Genomic DNA, 15,869 nt, shown 5'->3' on the forward strand with positions numbered 1-15,869 from the left:
ATTTCAAACCAGGTAAAACAACCTTCAGAAGGATGAGACTATGATGCAACAGGAAATCATTCATTCACTGACTCACTGGATCGATGAGAATCTGGATAAGGCGCTGTCGATCGATGAAGTCGCAGCAAAATCAGGCTACTCAAAATGGCACCTGCAGCGTATGTTCCGTACCGTGACGAAACAAACGCTGGGTGGCTATATTCGCGAGCGCCGTTTGACGCTGGCAGCTGAAGCCCTGCGCCAGACGCAACGTCCGGTGTTCGATATTGCGATGCAGTACGGTTACGACTCACAGCAGACTTTCTCGCGTGTGTTTCGCCGTCAGTTTTCGCAAACGCCAACCGCTTATCGCCACAATATGCGCCGCCAGGCGATGATCCAGCGCCCACGCCTGCTGAGTTTTGATTGCAGTGAAAGCATGAACAGTTTTGCCCAGCGTACTACCGGCGAGTGCTGCCCGGTCCGCTAACCTCTCTGCGCGCCCTTTGCGGGCGCACCTTCCCCCATCTCCTTGTTTTCACTCATTCCCCCGCTTCGATAAAAATATTTCTACCATACCAGGTATAAATTTTGTTCAAACTTTCAAATCGAGTGATATAATGTGAGCCAAGTCACAGTTTCCACGCGCAGTAAGACGGCCTGAAGGGCTTCCCTGACCTTCCTTCTTTGCCGCCAGTGATGTCCAGCAATGTCAGGGATATTACTGATTTGAAGAGGTTTGTTGCAGATGGCTACTTTAACTACCAGCTTAATCGTCATGCGTTGGGAGCTGCTTAGCGCCGTTATGATGTTCTTCGCGAGCACCATGAAAATTAGATTGCGCCAAAACAGTCACCACGTGATGGCATTGATGTGCGGCGGCATTGGTGTTGGCATGTCCTGCTGGTTCGTTACTGGCTTACTGGGCATTACCCTGAGCATGGAAAATCTGCACAACTTCATGGAAATCTCGAAGAACGCCTTTATTCAGGTGATGAGCCAGACGCCTGCTGATTGGCCGATGCCTTAATCGCTGCCCATAAAAAACCCCGCTAAGCGGGGTTTTTTATTTTGCTGTGTGATTCTCAAATTTTCTTCAAAACGGCGGGAAGAGCCACTTCCGGAACCGTGACACCCGGTCTCTGCGTACCGCGGCGATCTTGAATCCACATATCACCCATCATCTGGTTTAACCCACGATCCAGCCCAGTGACCAATCCTGCCCCCGGCGTGAACGTCAGCTCACCAAAGTAAATCTGTTCACCATCGATGTACCAGTCCACGCGCACGTAATCGAAGTCACTTGCAAGCGTTTTGCTTAACGCTAAAGCATGCTGAAGCTGTGCCAGCTGTGGAGACACATCCAGGCCGGTATCACGGATTTTGTGATACGCCTCATTGAGGTTGTTTACGTAAAAGTTCATCGACAGTAAGGGGTTACATCGGTTGTAGATCACCTGCAACACATACTCAAAGTTGCCGTCACGCTTGTTGAACATGTGGAACTTATAATCAATCGGCGCCGTTTTACCATCACCAATATACTTCTCCACCAAAATACGCGGCTTAATGTAGCGATAGTGGATTTCACGCGCCTCATTGGCAAAATCGGTTTTCAACCAACGATGGCAGTCACTGATAATCTGCTGCTTCTTCAACGCATCCGGCTCTTCCAACAGAATCTCTACCATGTTGGAGGCATGATTGGGTTTGATGACCGTGTTCTTCCAGCTCGGCAGCGTATGCAGCGAGTGAGGATCGCTGGTCTCATACACCAGCGGGATCAAGTATTCGCTGCCCACCTTCTCGGCGATGTACTCGCGTACGGAGTATTTATCCGATAAACGCCCGTAAATCTGGTAGTCACCAAACACGAATTTACGGTACAGCACTTTTTCATTGAAGACTTTAGGCTGGCGCAGGTTCGGCAGTTTGCGGAACTTGTGAAAATAGTAGATGCGATCCTGGTAAGCCCAGGGCATCTTCTTGATGAAATACTGCACACTTCTTCTGAGTTCATCTTTCAACTTGAGCATATCGGACCTCATTTGTAGGTTTTGTAGTTGAGTGAGGAAACTTGAATCTTCTGAATGACGCCGTTATTGAAGAAGTAATTCATTACGGTGAGGGACAGGAGTTCAGAGATGAAGACGCTCCAGGCGGCGCCCATGATGCCGTAGCCCTGAATCAGCCACCACGACAGCGGCAAGCTGATCACCATCAGGCAGACAATCTTCTTCAGCAGATAGTTGAACCCGCCCTCTTTCACCATGTAGCGATACGCTACGGTTCCCATTGCCGAAAAGCAGGTTGCTAACGACAGTAACGTAATGAGACTTCCTGACTGTGTGTACTCGTGACCATACAAAGCGATGATGATTTTTTCGCCATACAGCGCGATCACCGCTAACAACAACAATGAAACACCCATGACATAGCCGTTCAGCCGCGCAGTGAGCTTGATGGCGGCTGCTCCGCGCTCCCGGAATATCTCCGAGAAACAGGAAGTGATGATGGCGACTGGAATAAAAATCCAGGAAGCCGAGATCGTGTTGGCAGCAGCAAACAAGCCGAGATCGCGTGCTGAAGCGATCCCCGCAAGGAACATCTGCGCCGCTTTAACCTGCACAGAAATAAAGATGCTGGAGATAGCCAGCGGTAATCCGGCATACAACAGATAGCGCAGGTAGGTATTGCGCTTCTCCTGTGGGGGTGCCAGGTCCTGGTTTTCCCGATAGAAGTTGAAACGCTTAATGACGTAGGGCACCAGCGTAACGGCCACAATAGAGAGAGTCAGCCACAGCGGATTGAGATGCAGCCAGGCGATGGTGAAACTCAAGGCAAAGCCCAGCAGCAGGCCGACAGAGTTTGCAACGGTATTCAACCGTGAGGCCAGCCGCGCGTTGTTATACACGCTGAAGGTATCCTGAGTGACAAACACCGATGAAATAAACGAGGCCAGGGCAAACGCGAGGAAGTTTTCCTGCATGTTGTACCACACCCAAATCAACACGGGGATCGAGGTGAGCAGCAGCAACACTAACCGCATATTGCGCGCAACGGTCATCAGGCGCAGGCCTTTCGGTGCACTTTTGCTGATGCGTTTAAAGAGGATGGTTTCCGTGCCAAAAATCGCCACGGTTTGCACCATCGAAAACAACGAAGTAGAAAACGCCATTTGGCCAAAGATGGTCGGGCCAAAGGATTTCGCCACGTAGGAGGTCACAAAGATGACGCCGAACACCGAGACGAGCTTCTCAGACATCATCCAGGCGGCATTAGACATTACGCTCAATTTCATTGACTGATCCTTAGTATTACTTACAGCAACTGCCTTTCGGTACAACGTCCTTGAAATGAATTAACAAGCGCTCAGTGGGCCTGACTTAAATTAATAACTTCAAACCAAACTGGTCCGAAAAATGAGATTCACGTCAGCATTCGTTGAATGAATTCAGGATAATTCCGATTAAACCTGGTGCGAATCTCTGCGGATGTAAACGATTTCAACCTGAATTCAGAGAAAAAGTTTACTGGCACACCCTGTGATTTTCACGAACAGGTTATGCCGAATTTCCAATGATTGTAGTATTTTTCTGCATTTGGGATGGAATGAATCTATATCAAAAAACCAAAGCCAGGAAGGCGTTCAATGGCATTCAGAATAAAATAAGATTTATCCCATGATGATATTTATTCTAAATAACTTAATTTAACCCTCGCAATTCTAATCGCGCACTTTAATACTGCATTAATACTCTTTTTGCAGTACCAGATATTAATACAGTTATTCTCATCCACTAATTGATAAGAAAGGTAAGAGCATTTATGAGAAAGTCACGATATAGCGAAGAGCAAATCACAAATGCCATTAAAGCTTCTGAAACAGGAGTGAAAGTCAGGGAGATTTGTGAGGAGCTAGGCATCTCAGAGGCTACCTTCTATAGTTGGAAGAAAAAGTTCTCCGGACTTTCTTCCGAAGAAGGTAGAAAAATCAAAGAATTGGAGGATAAGCTACAGAACCTTTCCCGCGAGTTGCAGTCGTTGAGTTCCGACAAGGAGATGCTGCAAAGCGTACTGAAAAACTTCTTCACCACCAATGAAAAACGTCAGGCCGTTAACTTCCTGCAAACCACCTTCGACATCGGTACCCGTCGCAGCTGTCGCTTGCTGGATATTAGCCGTAGCGTTTACCACTATCCTTCAGGGTCCGATAATCACTAACGACATTAAGACCGTTGTTATTTGACTTAATGCTGAGATTTGTTCTTACCAGAAGAGATGAAGATCATTTAATTCGGCGTTCGCAACATAACAATTCGCACCATTTTTTCCTGATGATTATCATCGCGGAATTGCTTCCTTTTTTGCGGTAAAATTGATTCACATCAGCAAAAGTCTCGCTATTCAAGCCATTTAGACGAGGGCCAATCTCATTTCGGTGAGATTGGCCCTTCGAATATTACTTTATCAATATTAATACTCAGCCCTGAATGCAGATAATTCTGTTAAGCATTCATGAACAACAGAGTGTAACCGCTCGCACATCACCTCTTCTTTAAATTGGATCTATTGCCTTACGCAATGATCATCTTCTCGATTATCGCCATACCTTATCCCATGCATCAGTACCAGGATTCATCCAGATCGAAAACGTTATCATGCCTAAACAATTACAGTAAAAAATGGCAACTCGCGTGAAATATCACCCCATAATTCATCGCTGTGTTTAATCAATTTTTATCAGGGTTCTAGCGGGTGTTTCTGAACTCTGATGTTATCCCTTGAGCAAACAGTGGCTTTCCAGCGGGATTTTCAGTGCCAAAACGCAAGTAAAATGCATCCTATACACACTTTTATGCCCCTCATCAGGGCCTTTTAGCCCACCTCTAAGGGGTAAATCATCGCTAAAACCGGCGACAGAGAAGCCGCGCGAGTGCTTGTCGCACCGCTTCGTTATGTCAAACAAGGGGGCAAACAGCGGTGAAATTGAGGGAAATTGTTATAAGACGACGATATGAGAGGGGATAAACGCCATTTCAGCGCACAAAACCGACTGGTCAAATTCTTAAAAACACTGAAGAAAGCGCTGCTGAGCAATCATTTCAGCAGCGAAAATCATTCGTTTCAGATCGGTTTGACCACCGGCTGCGGTTTAATGCGCATCGCGTAAATCACGCCGACTATCAGGCAACCAATGCCAATACTGGTCAACAGCGGCGGCCAACTTTGTCGCCACAGGAAGGTCCACAGTAATCCGGCTAAGGTTTCGAATACGATAAGCGGCCCCATGATCACGGTGGGCACGCGCTGGCTCGCCGCATTCCAGCACAGTGTGCCGAGCCAGGAACAAATCAGGCCAATCGCTAACATCAGCAACAGATAGCGCGTTGGCTGTGGCCCAAACGGCAGCGCGAAGTCCGGTTGCTGCCAGTAAAGCTGACCACAAACCAATAAATAGAACACCAATGCCAAGGGTAAGGTGATCAGTCCCTGCGCAGTCGCCCAGCTACCAGGCTTATGCTGCGGGTGAGCGCGCAGCCAGACACCATTACGCAACGGATACCAGGTCCAGCACGCCACCGCTAATACGGCCAACAGCAGACCGGTGAGATAACGCGACCAGTCAAAGTCCGGCCCCTGCATCTGCAGTTCTGCAGCATTCACGCACGCCAAACCCGCAGCGATAATCAATAAGGCCGGTAAGAGCTTACGCCAGGAAAGTCGTCCCTCAAGATGGCCGTAACAGAGATTGGCCGTCACGGTGATCACCACCGGGAGCGTGCCGATGATCATGGTCGATATAGGTGCGCCGGTGCGCTGAATCGCACTGGCGAGAAATGCGTAATAGAGCAAATTGCCGATTAACGACAGTTTCAGCGCTTCCAGCCAGTCTTTGCGCGCCAGCAGGCGCAAACGACGACGGTCCAGCCACGCCAGCGGCAGCACCACCAGACCAAACGCCACATAGCGCCCGGCTGATTGTAAGGTTCCTGGATAGTCCGGTATCAGCAAAGGGCCAACGAAAATCAGCCCCCACATCAGTCCAGCCGCTAAAGCAAATACAATCCCAGCCAACATACGCTCTTCCTTTATCACAATGCGACAGCAGTGTGACGCAAACCGATAATAAAGGCTTGTAGCAGATTGCGGTTAGCGTGAGGGGAAGACTTGCTTTTGAAAACGCCCAGGCGTAATGCCGTAGCGATGGGCGAAGGCTCGCGTGAGATGCGCCTGGTCGGTCAATCCTACCGTCGCTGCTACGGACGCAGCGCTCTCGCCTTTGGCCAGTCGCTGTTTAGCCTCGAACAAACGAAATGCCATCAGCATTTGATGGGGCGTGACATGGAAGTGCTGTTTAAAACTGCGCAGGAAGTGCCAGGGCGACAAGGCAGCCAGCGTGGCCAGCTCCTCCAGACGCACCGGCTCCGCCAGATTTTCTCGCAGATACGCTTTCACCACATCGAAACGATGCGCACCTTCTGCGGGCCTGGCTTTGCCTTGATGTGCCAGTGGACGCAGCAACTCAAGCAGTTCCAGTAACAGGCTTTCACGCTCCAGCGCACTGGTTGCCTGCCACATCTGCGACAGCCGCTGGGAAAAGGGCTGCGCCAGACGCACATCCGTGCGCAATGCTTCACTGAACCACCAGTCACGATCGCCGGTCAGCCGATCCATCTCCTGCGGATCGATGTAAATCATGCGATAACGCCATCCTTCTTCGCAGGCCGATTCCCCCGTGTGTAACTCATCCGGATTCATCATCACCAGCGAGTGTTGCGGTGCCGTGTAATGCGTTCCGCGATAGCGGAAGCGTTGTGCGCCGGACTCAATGGTGCCAATGCCAAAGGCTTCATGGGTGTGCGGCTCAAAGGCATAGCGGGAGATGTGAGCCTGATACAGTTCAATGCCAGGCAATTCAGCAAATTGCTGAAATTGTGCCTGGTCGCACTTATCAGGAAAAATTTCGGGAACCACCTTCACGCCACACCTCCGGTAAAAACAGCTCAATAAGCATGCGCGGCTGGGAGGGGAAATGCAAAGCAGTTTTGCTTTACCTGTACACGGATTGATCGCGATACTGGAGCCCTGCATAAAAAGGAGGACGTGATGGCAAATCGAGTGGTTGTGGTGGTGGATATGCAAAACGGCGTGCTGGAAACGCCGCGTTTCGATCGTGAAGGGCGCAGTGTCCGCATCAATCAATTAACGGCTGCAGCCGACCAGGTCATTTTTATCCAACACGTTGGGCCAGGCATGGAAGTGGACACCGAGGGCTGGCAGATTATTCCGGAGTTACAGCAGCCCGACAATGCGCGCTATTTGAACAAAACCGCCTGTGACAGTTTCTGGCAAACCGACTTTGCCGCTGTGCTTGACCAGCATGACATTAAGAGCTTCGTGATTTGCGGCTGCGCCACCGATTATTGTGTCGATACCACCATTAAAGTGGGCGCGAGCCTGGGCTATCGCATCACCGTTGCCGCCGATGCCCACACCACCGCTGACCGCACTTACGTGACCGCGCAGCAGCAAATCAATCAGCACAATGAAGTCTGGGCCGATCTCATCCTGCCGGGCAACCCGGTGCTGGTGCGTGATACCGATGATCTGCTGCGCGAGTGGCGACCGCACTAGTTCTTAATATACGGATTAAGATCCTGCGAACATAAAAAAGGCCATTCATGAAGAATGGCCTTTTCAATTCAACATCAGGTTACCTGTTTACACAGGGCCCAATCAGAAAGGAATGTCGTCGTCAAAGTCCATTGGCGGTTCATTGTTCGCCGGTGCACTCTGCTGCTGCGGACGCTGCTGTGCGCCGCCGCTGAACTGGTTGCCGCCCTGAGGCTGCTGTTGAGGTTGTTGTGGCTGGCCCCAACCGTTGTTATTGCCGCCGCCCTGGCCACCCATTGGTGCGCCACCTGCGTTCGCACCCTGCTGACGTCCACCCAGCATCTGCATGGTGCCGCCAACGTTGACGACCACTTCAGTGGTGTACTTTTCCTGGCCGCTCTGATCCTGCCATTTACGGGTACGCAACTGGCCTTCAATGTAAACCTGAGAACCTTTACGCAGGTACTCGCCTGCGACTTCGGCAAGCTTGCCGAACAGCACAACACGGTGCCACTCGGTAATCTCTTTGTTTTCACCGGTGGTCTTGTCGCGCCAGCTTTCCGACGTGGCCAGCGTAATGTTGGCTACCGCGCCACCATTTGGCATGTAGCGCACTTCCGGATCCTGACCCAGATTCCCGACTAGAATCACTTTGTTTACGCCACGACTGGCCATGTTGCTGTCTCCCGATGAGTTGATGCTAAAAGTCTAAGCCAAAAATTGTATCACGTCACAATGACGGTGCCCACTTCAGAGCAGGCTCCCAATTTTTCTTCGGCACACAGAATAGCAAAAACACTGGATATTTATTCAGTTTATTTTTTGTGCCATAATGATGCGTTTCTGCTGGTCGTGCTGGTAAGGCATGGCGAGTGTTGTTCAATCCGGGAAAGGTGAATGGATAAGATCGAAGTCCGCGGTGCGCGCACCCATAATTTGAAGAATATCAACCTGATCATCCCTCGCGATAAGCTGATTGTGGTCACCGGTCTGTCGGGTTCCGGGAAGTCGTCGCTGGCGTTTGATACGCTATATGCCGAAGGTCAGCGCCGCTATGTTGAATCGCTCTCGGCCTATGCACGTCAGTTTCTTTCATTAATGGAGAAACCGGACGTTGACCATATTGAAGGTCTTTCGCCCGCCATTTCTATTGAACAGAAATCGACTTCGCACAACCCGCGTTCAACGGTCGGTACCATTACCGAAATCCATGACTATCTGCGTCTGTTGTTTGCCCGTGTCGGTGAACCACGCTGCCCCGACCACGATGTGACGCTGGCAGCGCAAACCGTGAGCCAGATGGTGGACCAGGTGTTGGCGCAGGAAGAGGGCCGCCGTTTGATGCTGCTGGCGCCGGTGGTGAAAGATCGCAAAGGCGAGCACACCAAAACGCTGGAAAACCTTGCGGCTCAGGGTTATATCCGTGCCCGTATCGACGGTGAGGTCTGCGATCTGTCTGATCCACCGAAGCTGGAACTGCAGAAGAAACACACCATTGAAGTCGTGATTGACCGCTTCCGCGTGCGTGACGATCTGGCGACGCGTCTGGCGGAATCCTTTGAGACCACGCTGGCGCTGAGTGGCGGCACCGCGATTGTGGCGGATATGGACGACAATAAAGCGGAAGAGATGCTGTTCTCCGCTAACTTTGCCTGCCCGATTTGTGGCTACAGCATGAGTGAACTGGAACCGCGCCTGTTCTCGTTCAACAACCCGGCCGGTGCGTGCCCAACCTGTGATGGTTTGGGTGTGCAGCAATATTTCGATCCCGATCGTGTGGTGCAAAACGGCGAGCTGTCACTGGCGGGAGGCGCGATTCGTGGCTGGGACCGCCGCAACTTCTATTACTTCCAGATGCTGCGCTCATTAGCAGAGCACCTCGATTTTGATGTCGAAGCCCCGTTTAACAGCCTGAGCGACAAAGCGCGCGAGGTGATTTTATACGGTTCCGGCAAAGAGAATATCGAATTTAAATACATCAACGATCGCGGCGACACCTCAGTGCGTCGTCATCCGTTTGAAGGTGTGTTGCACAACATGGAGCGCCGTTACAAAGAGACGGAATCCAATGCTGTGCGTGAAGAGCTGGCGAAATTCATCAGCAACCGCTCCTGCACCAGCTGTGAAGGCACACGTCTGCGTCGTGAAGCGCGTCATGTGTTTGTTGAGAACACCAACTTGCCGACTATCTCAGAGATGAGCATCGGTCACGCAACCGACTTCTTCCGTAACCTCAAGCTCAGCGGCCAACGTGCGCAAATCGCTGAGAAAATCTTGAAAGAGATCGGCGATCGCCTGAGTTTCCTGGTTAACGTCGGTCTGAATTACCTCTCCATGTCACGATCCGCGGAGACCTTATCCGGTGGTGAGGCACAGCGTATTCGTCTGGCAAGCCAAATCGGTGCGGGTCTGGTGGGCGTGATGTACGTGCTGGATGAGCCATCGATTGGTCTGCATCAGCGTGATAACGAGCGTCTGCTCGGGACGCTGATTCATCTGCGCGATCTGGGTAACACTGTGATTGTGGTGGAGCATGATGAGGATGCAATCCGCGCGGCAGACCATGTGATTGATATCGGCCCTGGCGCGGGCGTCCACGGTGGTCAGGTGGTGGCCGAGGGTGATGTGAATGCCATTATGGCAAACGAAGCCTCATTGACCGGCCAATATTTGAGTGGCAAACGCGAAATCGCGATTCCCCAACAACGCGTGAAAGGTGATCCCGCCAAGGTCCTTAAACTGACCGGCGCACGTGGCAATAACCTGAAAGACGTGACGCTGACGATTCCGGTAGGCCTGTTTACCTGTATCACTGGCGTGTCGGGCTCGGGTAAATCAACGCTGATCAACGATACCTTGTTCCCGATTGCTCAGCGTCAGCTCAATGGTGCCACTACCACTGAAGTTGCCCCGTATCGTGAGATTGCCGGTCTGGAGCACTTCGATAAAGTCATCGATATCGATCAGAGCCCAATCGGTCGTACACCGCGCTCTAACCCGGCCACCTACACCGGCATTTTCACGCCGGTACGTGAACTGTTTGCCGGCGTGCCGGAAGCGCGTTCACGTGGTTACAATCCGGGTCGTTTCAGCTTTAACGTGCGTGGCGGACGCTGTGAAGCCTGTCAGGGCGATGGCGTAATCAAAGTCGAGATGCACTTCCTGCCAGACGTTTACGTGCCTTGCGATCAGTGCAAGGGCAAACGCTATAACCGTGAAACGCTGGAGATTAAATATAAAGGCAAAGGCATTCACGAAGTGCTGGATATGACCATCGAAGAAGCACGTGAGTTCTTCGATGCGGTGCCAGCGCTGGCGCGTAAGCTGCAAACGCTGATGGATGTAGGTCTGTCATATATTCGCCTCGGTCAGTCGGCTACCACGCTCTCCGGTGGTGAAGCCCAGCGCGTGAAGCTGGCGCGTGAGCTGTCGAAGCGCGGCACCGGGCAGACACTTTACATCCTGGATGAACCGACTACCGGTCTGCACTTCGCCGATATCCAACAGCTACTGGAAGTGCTGCATCAGTTGCGCGATCAGGGCAATACCATTGTGGTGATTGAGCACAACCTTGATGTGATCAAAACCGCTGACTGGATTGTTGATCTCGGTCCTGAAGGCGGCAGTGGCGGCGGGGAAATTCTGGTTTCGGGCACACCTGAAACGGTTGCCGAATGTGAGAAATCCCACACCGCGCGCTTCCTGAAGCCGATGTTAAAGAAGTGATTTTACCAGGTGCGCATCAATGCGCACCCTACATTTTGTATACTGTTTATCCGTAGGGTCGCCATTAATGGCGACCGCTGTTTCAGACATTCCTTTCAGCCAGATTCCGCAGCAAAATGCAGAAACAGGCAAGAATCAGACAACTTCAGGCATATACGCTTTCTCCCCCGCTGACTATCCTTATACCGTTCCTTTTTAGCGCAACCCAACGCGCCTTTATCCCTTCAGCTCACTGAACGGGATCCCGCAATAAACTCACGACACACCCGATTGGAGACACCATGAATATTACGCATGCCTATGCCGCACAGGACGCGAAATCTAAACTCGCCCCGTTCGACTATAAGCCGCGCGAGCTGCGCGCTCATGATGTGCAGATTGAAGTGTTGTACTGTGGCGTTTGCCACTCCGACCTGCATACTGCGCGCAATGAATGGAAAAACACCATTTTCCCTGTAGTGCCAGGCCATGAAATTGTTGGACGCGTGACCGCAGTTGGCGCGCACACCCACAAATATAAAGTGGGCGATTTGGTCGGTGTTGGCTGTATGGTTGACTCCTGCCGCAGCTGTCCGAGCTGCCAGGAAGGACTGGAGCAGTATTGCGAAAATGGTTTTGTTGGCACCTACAATGGTGAAGACCGTGAAACCCGAGCCATCACTTACGGCGGCTACTCCACCAGCATGGTCGTTGACGAGAGTTTCGTGCTGCGTGTACCGGAAAACCTCGACCTGGCCGGTGTTGCGCCCCTGCTGTGCGCCGGTATCACCACCTATTCTCCGCTGCGCCACTGGAATGTAGGCCCAGGTCAGAAAGTCGGTATCGTCGGTCTTGGCGGCCTTGGTCATATGGGTGTGAAACTTGCCCATGCCATGGGCGCACATGTGGTGCTGTTCACCACCTCTCCATCTAAAATTGAGGATGGCAAACGTCTCGGCGCCGATGAAGTGGTGATTTCAAAAGATGCTGATCAGATGGCACAGCATACCAACAGCTTTGATTTCATCCTCAACACCGTTGCTGCTCAGCACGATCTCAACCCGTTTATTGCCCTGCTGAAACGCGATGGCAACATGACACTGGTTGGCGCGCCAGAGCACGATCACCCGGCACCACAGGTGTTCAATCTGATCTTCAAACGTCGCAGCATTGCCGGTTCGCTGATTGGTGGCATCGCTGAAACTCAGGAGATGCTGGATTTCTGCGGTAAGCACGGTATCACTTCAGACATCGAGCTGATCGCCATGAACCAGATTAACGAAGCCTACGAACGTATGCTGAAAAGCGACGTGAAATACCGCTTCGTAATTGATATCAACACCCTGCGTGAAGAGTCTGCGGCTTAATTAGCGCGAATCTTCATCATGGCTGACGCCCGCCGCGCGTGTGGCGTCAGCCTGTTGCCAGGAAGCATCGACCAGATAATATATCTGCGAATCCTTTAATGAACCATCCAGCCACAATGTACTCCAGTGCGTCTTATTGAGGTGCTCGCTCGGAAACACATCACTGTGCTCCTCTCGCAACAAATCGGCCAGTGCAGGCGAGGTTTTTAACGACAGCGCCGGACGCCCTTTTGCATCATGCACCATGGCAAATAGCACACCCTCGCTTTTGATTTGCGTGGCATCCCATTCATTTTTATAGGTTTGCTCCGCGCCCGGTTTGCTCATACAAAAAGTCAGTAAATCTGAAGTGTTCATGCTGTACTCCCTTTCATCGATAGGCAGATAACTGCGCGGCATTCCGCCTGCCAGAATCTTAAAGTCATCACACCGTTTAAGTGTGCAGCATGTCGCCAAAAGGTAAAGGTCAGCTCGGCAGATTAGGGCGATAAAAAAACCGCCAGCCCGAAGGCATGGCGGTTTTTATCTTGCTGCGAGGTGTCTTTACATCACGGCAGCAAAGGCTTCAGCGACCTGATTCACGTTACGGCTATTAAGGCCGGCAACGCACATACGGCCGCTGGCGATCAGGTAGACGCCGAACTCATCACGCAGGCGATCAACCTGCTGCGCACTCAGACCGGTGTAGCTGAACATGCCGCGCTGCTTCAGCAGGTAATCGAAGTTTTTCCCCGGCAGCTTGGTGCTCAGCACGTTAACCAGTGCCTGACGCATTTCGATGATACGCAGACGCATCGCTTCCACTTCTGCCAGCCAGCTGTTCAGCAGAGCTTCGTCGTTCAGCACGCAGGAAACCACCTGAGCACCGAAGTTTGGTGGGCTGGAGTAGTTACGACGCACAGTGGCTTTCAACTGACCCAGCACGCGTGCAGACTCTTCTGCGCTTTCGCACACAATCGACAAGCCGCCAACACGTTCGCCATACAGCGAGAAGATTTTCGAGAACGAGTTGCTGACCAGTGCAGGCAGACCCGCAGCGGCAATCGCGCGGATGGCATAAGCATCTTGCTCCATACCGGCACCAAAGCCCTGATAAGCAATATCGAGGAATGGAATTAGTTCCTGCGCCTTCAACACTTCGGTGGTTTCATCCCACTGCGCGTCGGTCAAATCTGCGCCCGTTGGGTTGTGGCAGCATGGATGCAACAGCACGATGGACTGCTTTGGCAGTGTCTTCAGTTTGGCAATGAAAGCATCGAACTTCACACCGTTGGTGTCCGCGTCGTACCACGGATAGGTGTTCACCTCGAAACCGGCACCGTTGAAGATCGCGACGTGGTTTTCCCACGTTGGGTCACTCACCCACACGTTAGAATGCGGGAAATAGCGCTTAAGGAAATCTGCCCCCACTTTTAACGCACCAGAACCGCCGAGCGTCTGAATCGAAGCAATACGCCCCGCTTTCAGCATTGGATGTTCTTTACCAAACAGCAACGGGGCAATGGCGTTACGGTAAGGTCCCAGGCCTTCCATCGGCAGATAGAGCGAAGCCTGATGCGGCTGCGCCTGCAGGCGCTCTTCGGCTGCAGCAACGGCCTGTAGCTGAGGAATGATGCCCGCCTCGTTGTAATAGAGGCCGATGCTCAGATTCACTTTGTTGTCACGCGGATCCTGTTTGAAGGTTTCCATCAGCGACAGAATCGGATCGCCAGCATAAGCATCAACGTTTTGAAACACGGTGCAGATCTCCATGATTGGTCATAAAAAGTCGGTAAAGAGGCGTCATCAAACCATGTAACGGCCAGGACGGTGATTCATTGCGATGATGAGATTAAGTATCACCGCACCTGCGATAGAAGCCAACAGCATCGGCAACGACACTACAAACAGTGATGCGAGTACCACGCAGGTATCCACCGCCATTTGCAGTTTGCCCGCGCGCAGACCGATGCGGTCTTGCAGCCAGAGCGCCAAAATGTTGATACCACCTAAACTGGCTTTGTGACGAAACAACACTATAAACCCAATACCCATCACCACGTTACCGAACAATGCCGCATAAAAGGGATTTAGCGCAGAAAAATGAATGAATAACGGGTGTAAATGAGTAAACAGTGAAACCAGTCCAACGGCGCAGAAGGTTTTGAGGGTGAATTCCCATCCCATACGGCGCACCGCCAGCCAGTAAAACGGCAGGTTGATCAGGAAAAACGCGCTGCCGAAGGAGAGCGGCGTCAGATAGCTGATTAAGAAGGCAATGCCTGCAGAGCTGCCAGTCAGCGCGCCCGCCTGTTTCAGCATAATCACGCCAAATGAGACCATTAATGTGCCGAGCACAATGGCCAGCGCATCTTCAATCAGCGAATGAGGAACTTTGGTAGGTTGAACGACGTTATCCATGGATTAATCTCAGTGCAAATGATGCGGTTCAAATGCAAAAAACGCACCACATAGGCGGCGTCTAGTCGCCACCTATGTGGTGCCAGCGATTATCCAATTGATAACTAAGGCGCTTTTATTGCAGGTTTTTGTGCATCAACTAACGAGCCAGTAATCAATTCATGCACAAATCTGTTTCTGGTGCGCGTTTTTCGCATGTTTCAGCCAAATATTGCACCAGATTAGCACATCATGCACTTTTATGGCGCGTTTTGTGCTCAGGGATCATCATCAAACCGTTCTCTTTTAATCGGTTTAAAACGACGGAAGTCTTCACATGCGCCACGCTCTGATGGCCCGCCACTAATTGGCTGATCAATGCGCTGAGTGACGCCAAATCGGCGACGGCAACTTTCAGCAGATAATCGGCATCACCGGTGGTTTTGAAAGCATCAACAATGGCGGCTTCCTCCTCCACCATGCGATGAAAACTCGCTTCATAATCAGGTGTGTGATTTTTCAAACGCACTTCAATCAAACCCACCATGCCCAGCCCTACTGCGTCCGGCGAGAGCCGCGCGTGATAACCGAGGATAAGGTTTGCCTGTTCAAGGTTGATGCGGCGGCGTGAACATTGGGACGCCGAAAGACCGACTAAATCACTGAGTTCCTGATTGGTGAGGCGGCCGTTAGATTGTAATAGTGTCAATATCTTAAGGTCGTAATCGTCTACCTGAGTCATTCTGCTTCCACAGCGTATTAAGGGGCGCTTTGGTACAGATAACCTGATTAAAGCCGGGGTTGTCCAACACTATTTTCTGA

At 51.5% G+C, this 15,869-nt stretch carries 15 protein-coding genes; 6 read left to right on the forward strand and 9 right to left on the reverse strand.

Features of this window, described 5'->3' with window-relative positions:
- The first annotated feature begins 40 nt into the window (after nt 1–40).
- Entirely contained in the window at nt 41–469 is a 429-nt protein-coding gene (gene soxS / locus PSSD_RS04420; protein WP_039331615.1) for a superoxide response transcriptional regulator SoxS, read from the forward strand.
- A 258-nt stretch (nt 470–727) separates the two neighbouring features.
- Nucleotides 728–1,009 (forward strand): YjcB family protein, encoded by a 282-nt coding sequence (locus PSSD_RS04425; RefSeq protein WP_039331620.1) that lies wholly within the window; start codon nt 728–730, stop codon nt 1,007–1,009.
- A 55-nt stretch (nt 1,010–1,064) separates the two neighbouring features.
- Here PSSD_RS04425 and PSSD_RS04430 read toward each other — a convergent pair whose 3' ends face one another.
- Together PSSD_RS04430 and PSSD_RS04435 are read right to left on the reverse strand one after the other, a co-directional pair.
- Nucleotides 1,065–2,015: an ATP-grasp fold amidoligase family protein gene (locus tag PSSD_RS04430; protein WP_058969662.1), complete on the reverse strand. Its 951-nt coding sequence runs from the start codon at nt 2,013–2,015 to the stop codon at nt 1,065–1,067.
- 8 nt (nt 2,016–2,023) lie between these two features.
- Nucleotides 2,024–3,280: an MATE family efflux transporter gene (locus tag PSSD_RS04435; RefSeq protein ID WP_058969663.1), complete on the reverse strand. Its 1,257-nt coding sequence runs from the start codon at nt 3,278–3,280 to the stop codon at nt 2,024–2,026.
- A gap of 527 nt (nt 3,281–3,807) precedes the next feature.
- Here PSSD_RS04435 and PSSD_RS04440 point away from each other — a divergent pair.
- Entirely contained in the window at nt 3,808–4,203 is a 396-nt protein-coding gene (locus PSSD_RS04440) for a transposase (RefSeq protein ID WP_039331635.1), read from the forward strand.
- Nucleotides 4,204–5,106: 903 nt separating this feature from the next.
- Here PSSD_RS04440 and PSSD_RS04445 read toward each other — a convergent pair.
- Both PSSD_RS04445 and PSSD_RS04450 read right to left on the reverse strand, forming a co-directional pair.
- A complete protein-coding gene (locus PSSD_RS04445; RefSeq protein WP_058969666.1) occupies nt 5,107–6,060 on the reverse strand; it encodes a DMT family transporter in 954 nt (317 codons plus the stop codon).
- Between the two features lie 72 nt (nt 6,061–6,132).
- Nucleotides 6,133–6,963: an AraC family transcriptional regulator gene (locus PSSD_RS04450; protein WP_058969668.1), complete on the reverse strand. Its 831-nt coding sequence runs from the start codon at nt 6,961–6,963 to the stop codon at nt 6,133–6,135.
- Between the two features lie 126 nt (nt 6,964–7,089).
- Between PSSD_RS04450 and PSSD_RS04455 the strand changes: the two genes are divergently transcribed.
- Entirely contained in the window at nt 7,090–7,617 is a 528-nt protein-coding gene (locus PSSD_RS04455) for an isochorismatase family protein (RefSeq protein WP_058969669.1), read from the forward strand.
- Between the two features lie 102 nt (nt 7,618–7,719).
- Here PSSD_RS04455 and ssb1 read toward each other — a convergent pair whose 3' ends face one another.
- Nucleotides 7,720–8,271 (reverse strand): single-stranded DNA-binding protein SSB1, encoded by a 552-nt coding sequence (gene ssb1, locus PSSD_RS04460; RefSeq protein WP_039331643.1) that lies wholly within the window; start codon nt 8,269–8,271, stop codon nt 7,720–7,722.
- A 222-nt stretch (nt 8,272–8,493) separates the two neighbouring features.
- Here ssb1 and uvrA point away from each other — a divergent pair, with 222 nt between their 5' ends.
- Together uvrA and PSSD_RS04470 are read left to right on the forward strand one after the other, a co-directional pair.
- A complete protein-coding gene (gene uvrA, locus PSSD_RS04465; protein WP_058969671.1) occupies nt 8,494–11,322 on the forward strand; it encodes an excinuclease ABC subunit UvrA in 2,829 nt (942 codons plus the stop codon).
- Nucleotides 11,323–11,603: 281 nt separating this feature from the next.
- Entirely contained in the window at nt 11,604–12,668 is a 1,065-nt protein-coding gene (locus PSSD_RS04470; protein WP_039331647.1) for an NAD(P)-dependent alcohol dehydrogenase, read from the forward strand.
- On the opposite strand, the gene PSSD_RS04475 is transcribed toward PSSD_RS04470, so the two are convergent.
- The 4 genes from PSSD_RS04475 to PSSD_RS04490 all read right to left on the reverse strand — a co-directional run bounded on the left by PSSD_RS04475 (nt 12,669) and on the right by PSSD_RS04490 (nt 15,789).
- Entirely contained in the window at nt 12,669–13,025 is a 357-nt protein-coding gene (locus tag PSSD_RS04475) for an MmcQ/YjbR family DNA-binding protein (RefSeq protein ID WP_058969701.1), read from the reverse strand.
- 186 nt (nt 13,026–13,211) lie between these two features.
- Nucleotides 13,212–14,405 (reverse strand): amino acid aminotransferase, encoded by a 1,194-nt coding sequence (locus tag PSSD_RS04480; protein ID WP_153011407.1) that lies wholly within the window; start codon nt 14,403–14,405, stop codon nt 13,212–13,214.
- 48 nt (nt 14,406–14,453) lie between these two features.
- Nucleotides 14,454–15,068: a YitT family protein gene (locus PSSD_RS04485; protein ID WP_058969675.1), complete on the reverse strand. Its 615-nt coding sequence runs from the start codon at nt 15,066–15,068 to the stop codon at nt 14,454–14,456.
- Between the two features lie 229 nt (nt 15,069–15,297).
- A complete protein-coding gene (locus PSSD_RS04490) occupies nt 15,298–15,789 on the reverse strand; it encodes an Lrp/AsnC family transcriptional regulator (protein ID WP_058969676.1) in 492 nt (163 codons plus the stop codon).
- Nucleotides 15,790–15,869: the final 80 nt, after the last annotated feature.

The organism is Type-D symbiont of Plautia stali (assembly GCF_001485335.1).
GTDB classification, from domain to species: Bacteria; Pseudomonadota; Gammaproteobacteria; order Enterobacterales; family Enterobacteriaceae; genus Pantoea; species Pantoea vagans_C.

Bases quoted from the DNA above. Each gene is read 5' to 3' on its own strand.
- PSSD_RS04430 (WP_058969662.1), bottom strand. From the start codon at position 2,015: ATGCTCAAGTTGAAAGATGAACTCAGAAGAAGTGTGCAGTATTTCATC.
- PSSD_RS04475 (WP_058969701.1), bottom strand. From the start codon at position 13,025: ATGAACACTTCAGATTTACTGACTTTTTGTATGAGCAAACCGGGCGCG.
- PSSD_RS04455 (WP_058969669.1), top strand. From the start codon at position 7,090: ATGGCAAATCGAGTGGTTGTGGTGGTGGATATGCAAAACGGCGTGCTG.
- PSSD_RS04425 (WP_039331620.1), top strand. From the start codon at position 728: ATGGCTACTTTAACTACCAGCTTAATCGTCATGCGTTGGGAGCTGCTT.
- PSSD_RS04490 (WP_058969676.1), bottom strand. From the start codon at position 15,789: ATGACTCAGGTAGACGATTACGACCTTAAGATATTGACACTATTACAA.
- uvrA (WP_058969671.1), top strand. From the start codon at position 8,494: ATGGATAAGATCGAAGTCCGCGGTGCGCGCACCCATAATTTGAAGAAT.
- PSSD_RS04435 (WP_058969663.1), bottom strand. From the start codon at position 3,280: ATGAAATTGAGCGTAATGTCTAATGCCGCCTGGATGATGTCTGAGAAG.
- PSSD_RS04440 (WP_039331635.1), top strand. From the start codon at position 3,808: ATGAGAAAGTCACGATATAGCGAAGAGCAAATCACAAATGCCATTAAA.
- ssb1 (WP_039331643.1), bottom strand. From the start codon at position 8,271: ATGGCCAGTCGTGGCGTAAACAAAGTGATTCTAGTCGGGAATCTGGGT.
- PSSD_RS04470 (WP_039331647.1), top strand. From the start codon at position 11,604: ATGAATATTACGCATGCCTATGCCGCACAGGACGCGAAATCTAAACTC.
- soxS (WP_039331615.1), top strand. From the start codon at position 41: ATGATGCAACAGGAAATCATTCATTCACTGACTCACTGGATCGATGAG.
- PSSD_RS04445 (WP_058969666.1), bottom strand. From the start codon at position 6,060: ATGTTGGCTGGGATTGTATTTGCTTTAGCGGCTGGACTGATGTGGGGG.
- PSSD_RS04485 (WP_058969675.1), bottom strand. From the start codon at position 15,068: ATGGATAACGTCGTTCAACCTACCAAAGTTCCTCATTCGCTGATTGAA.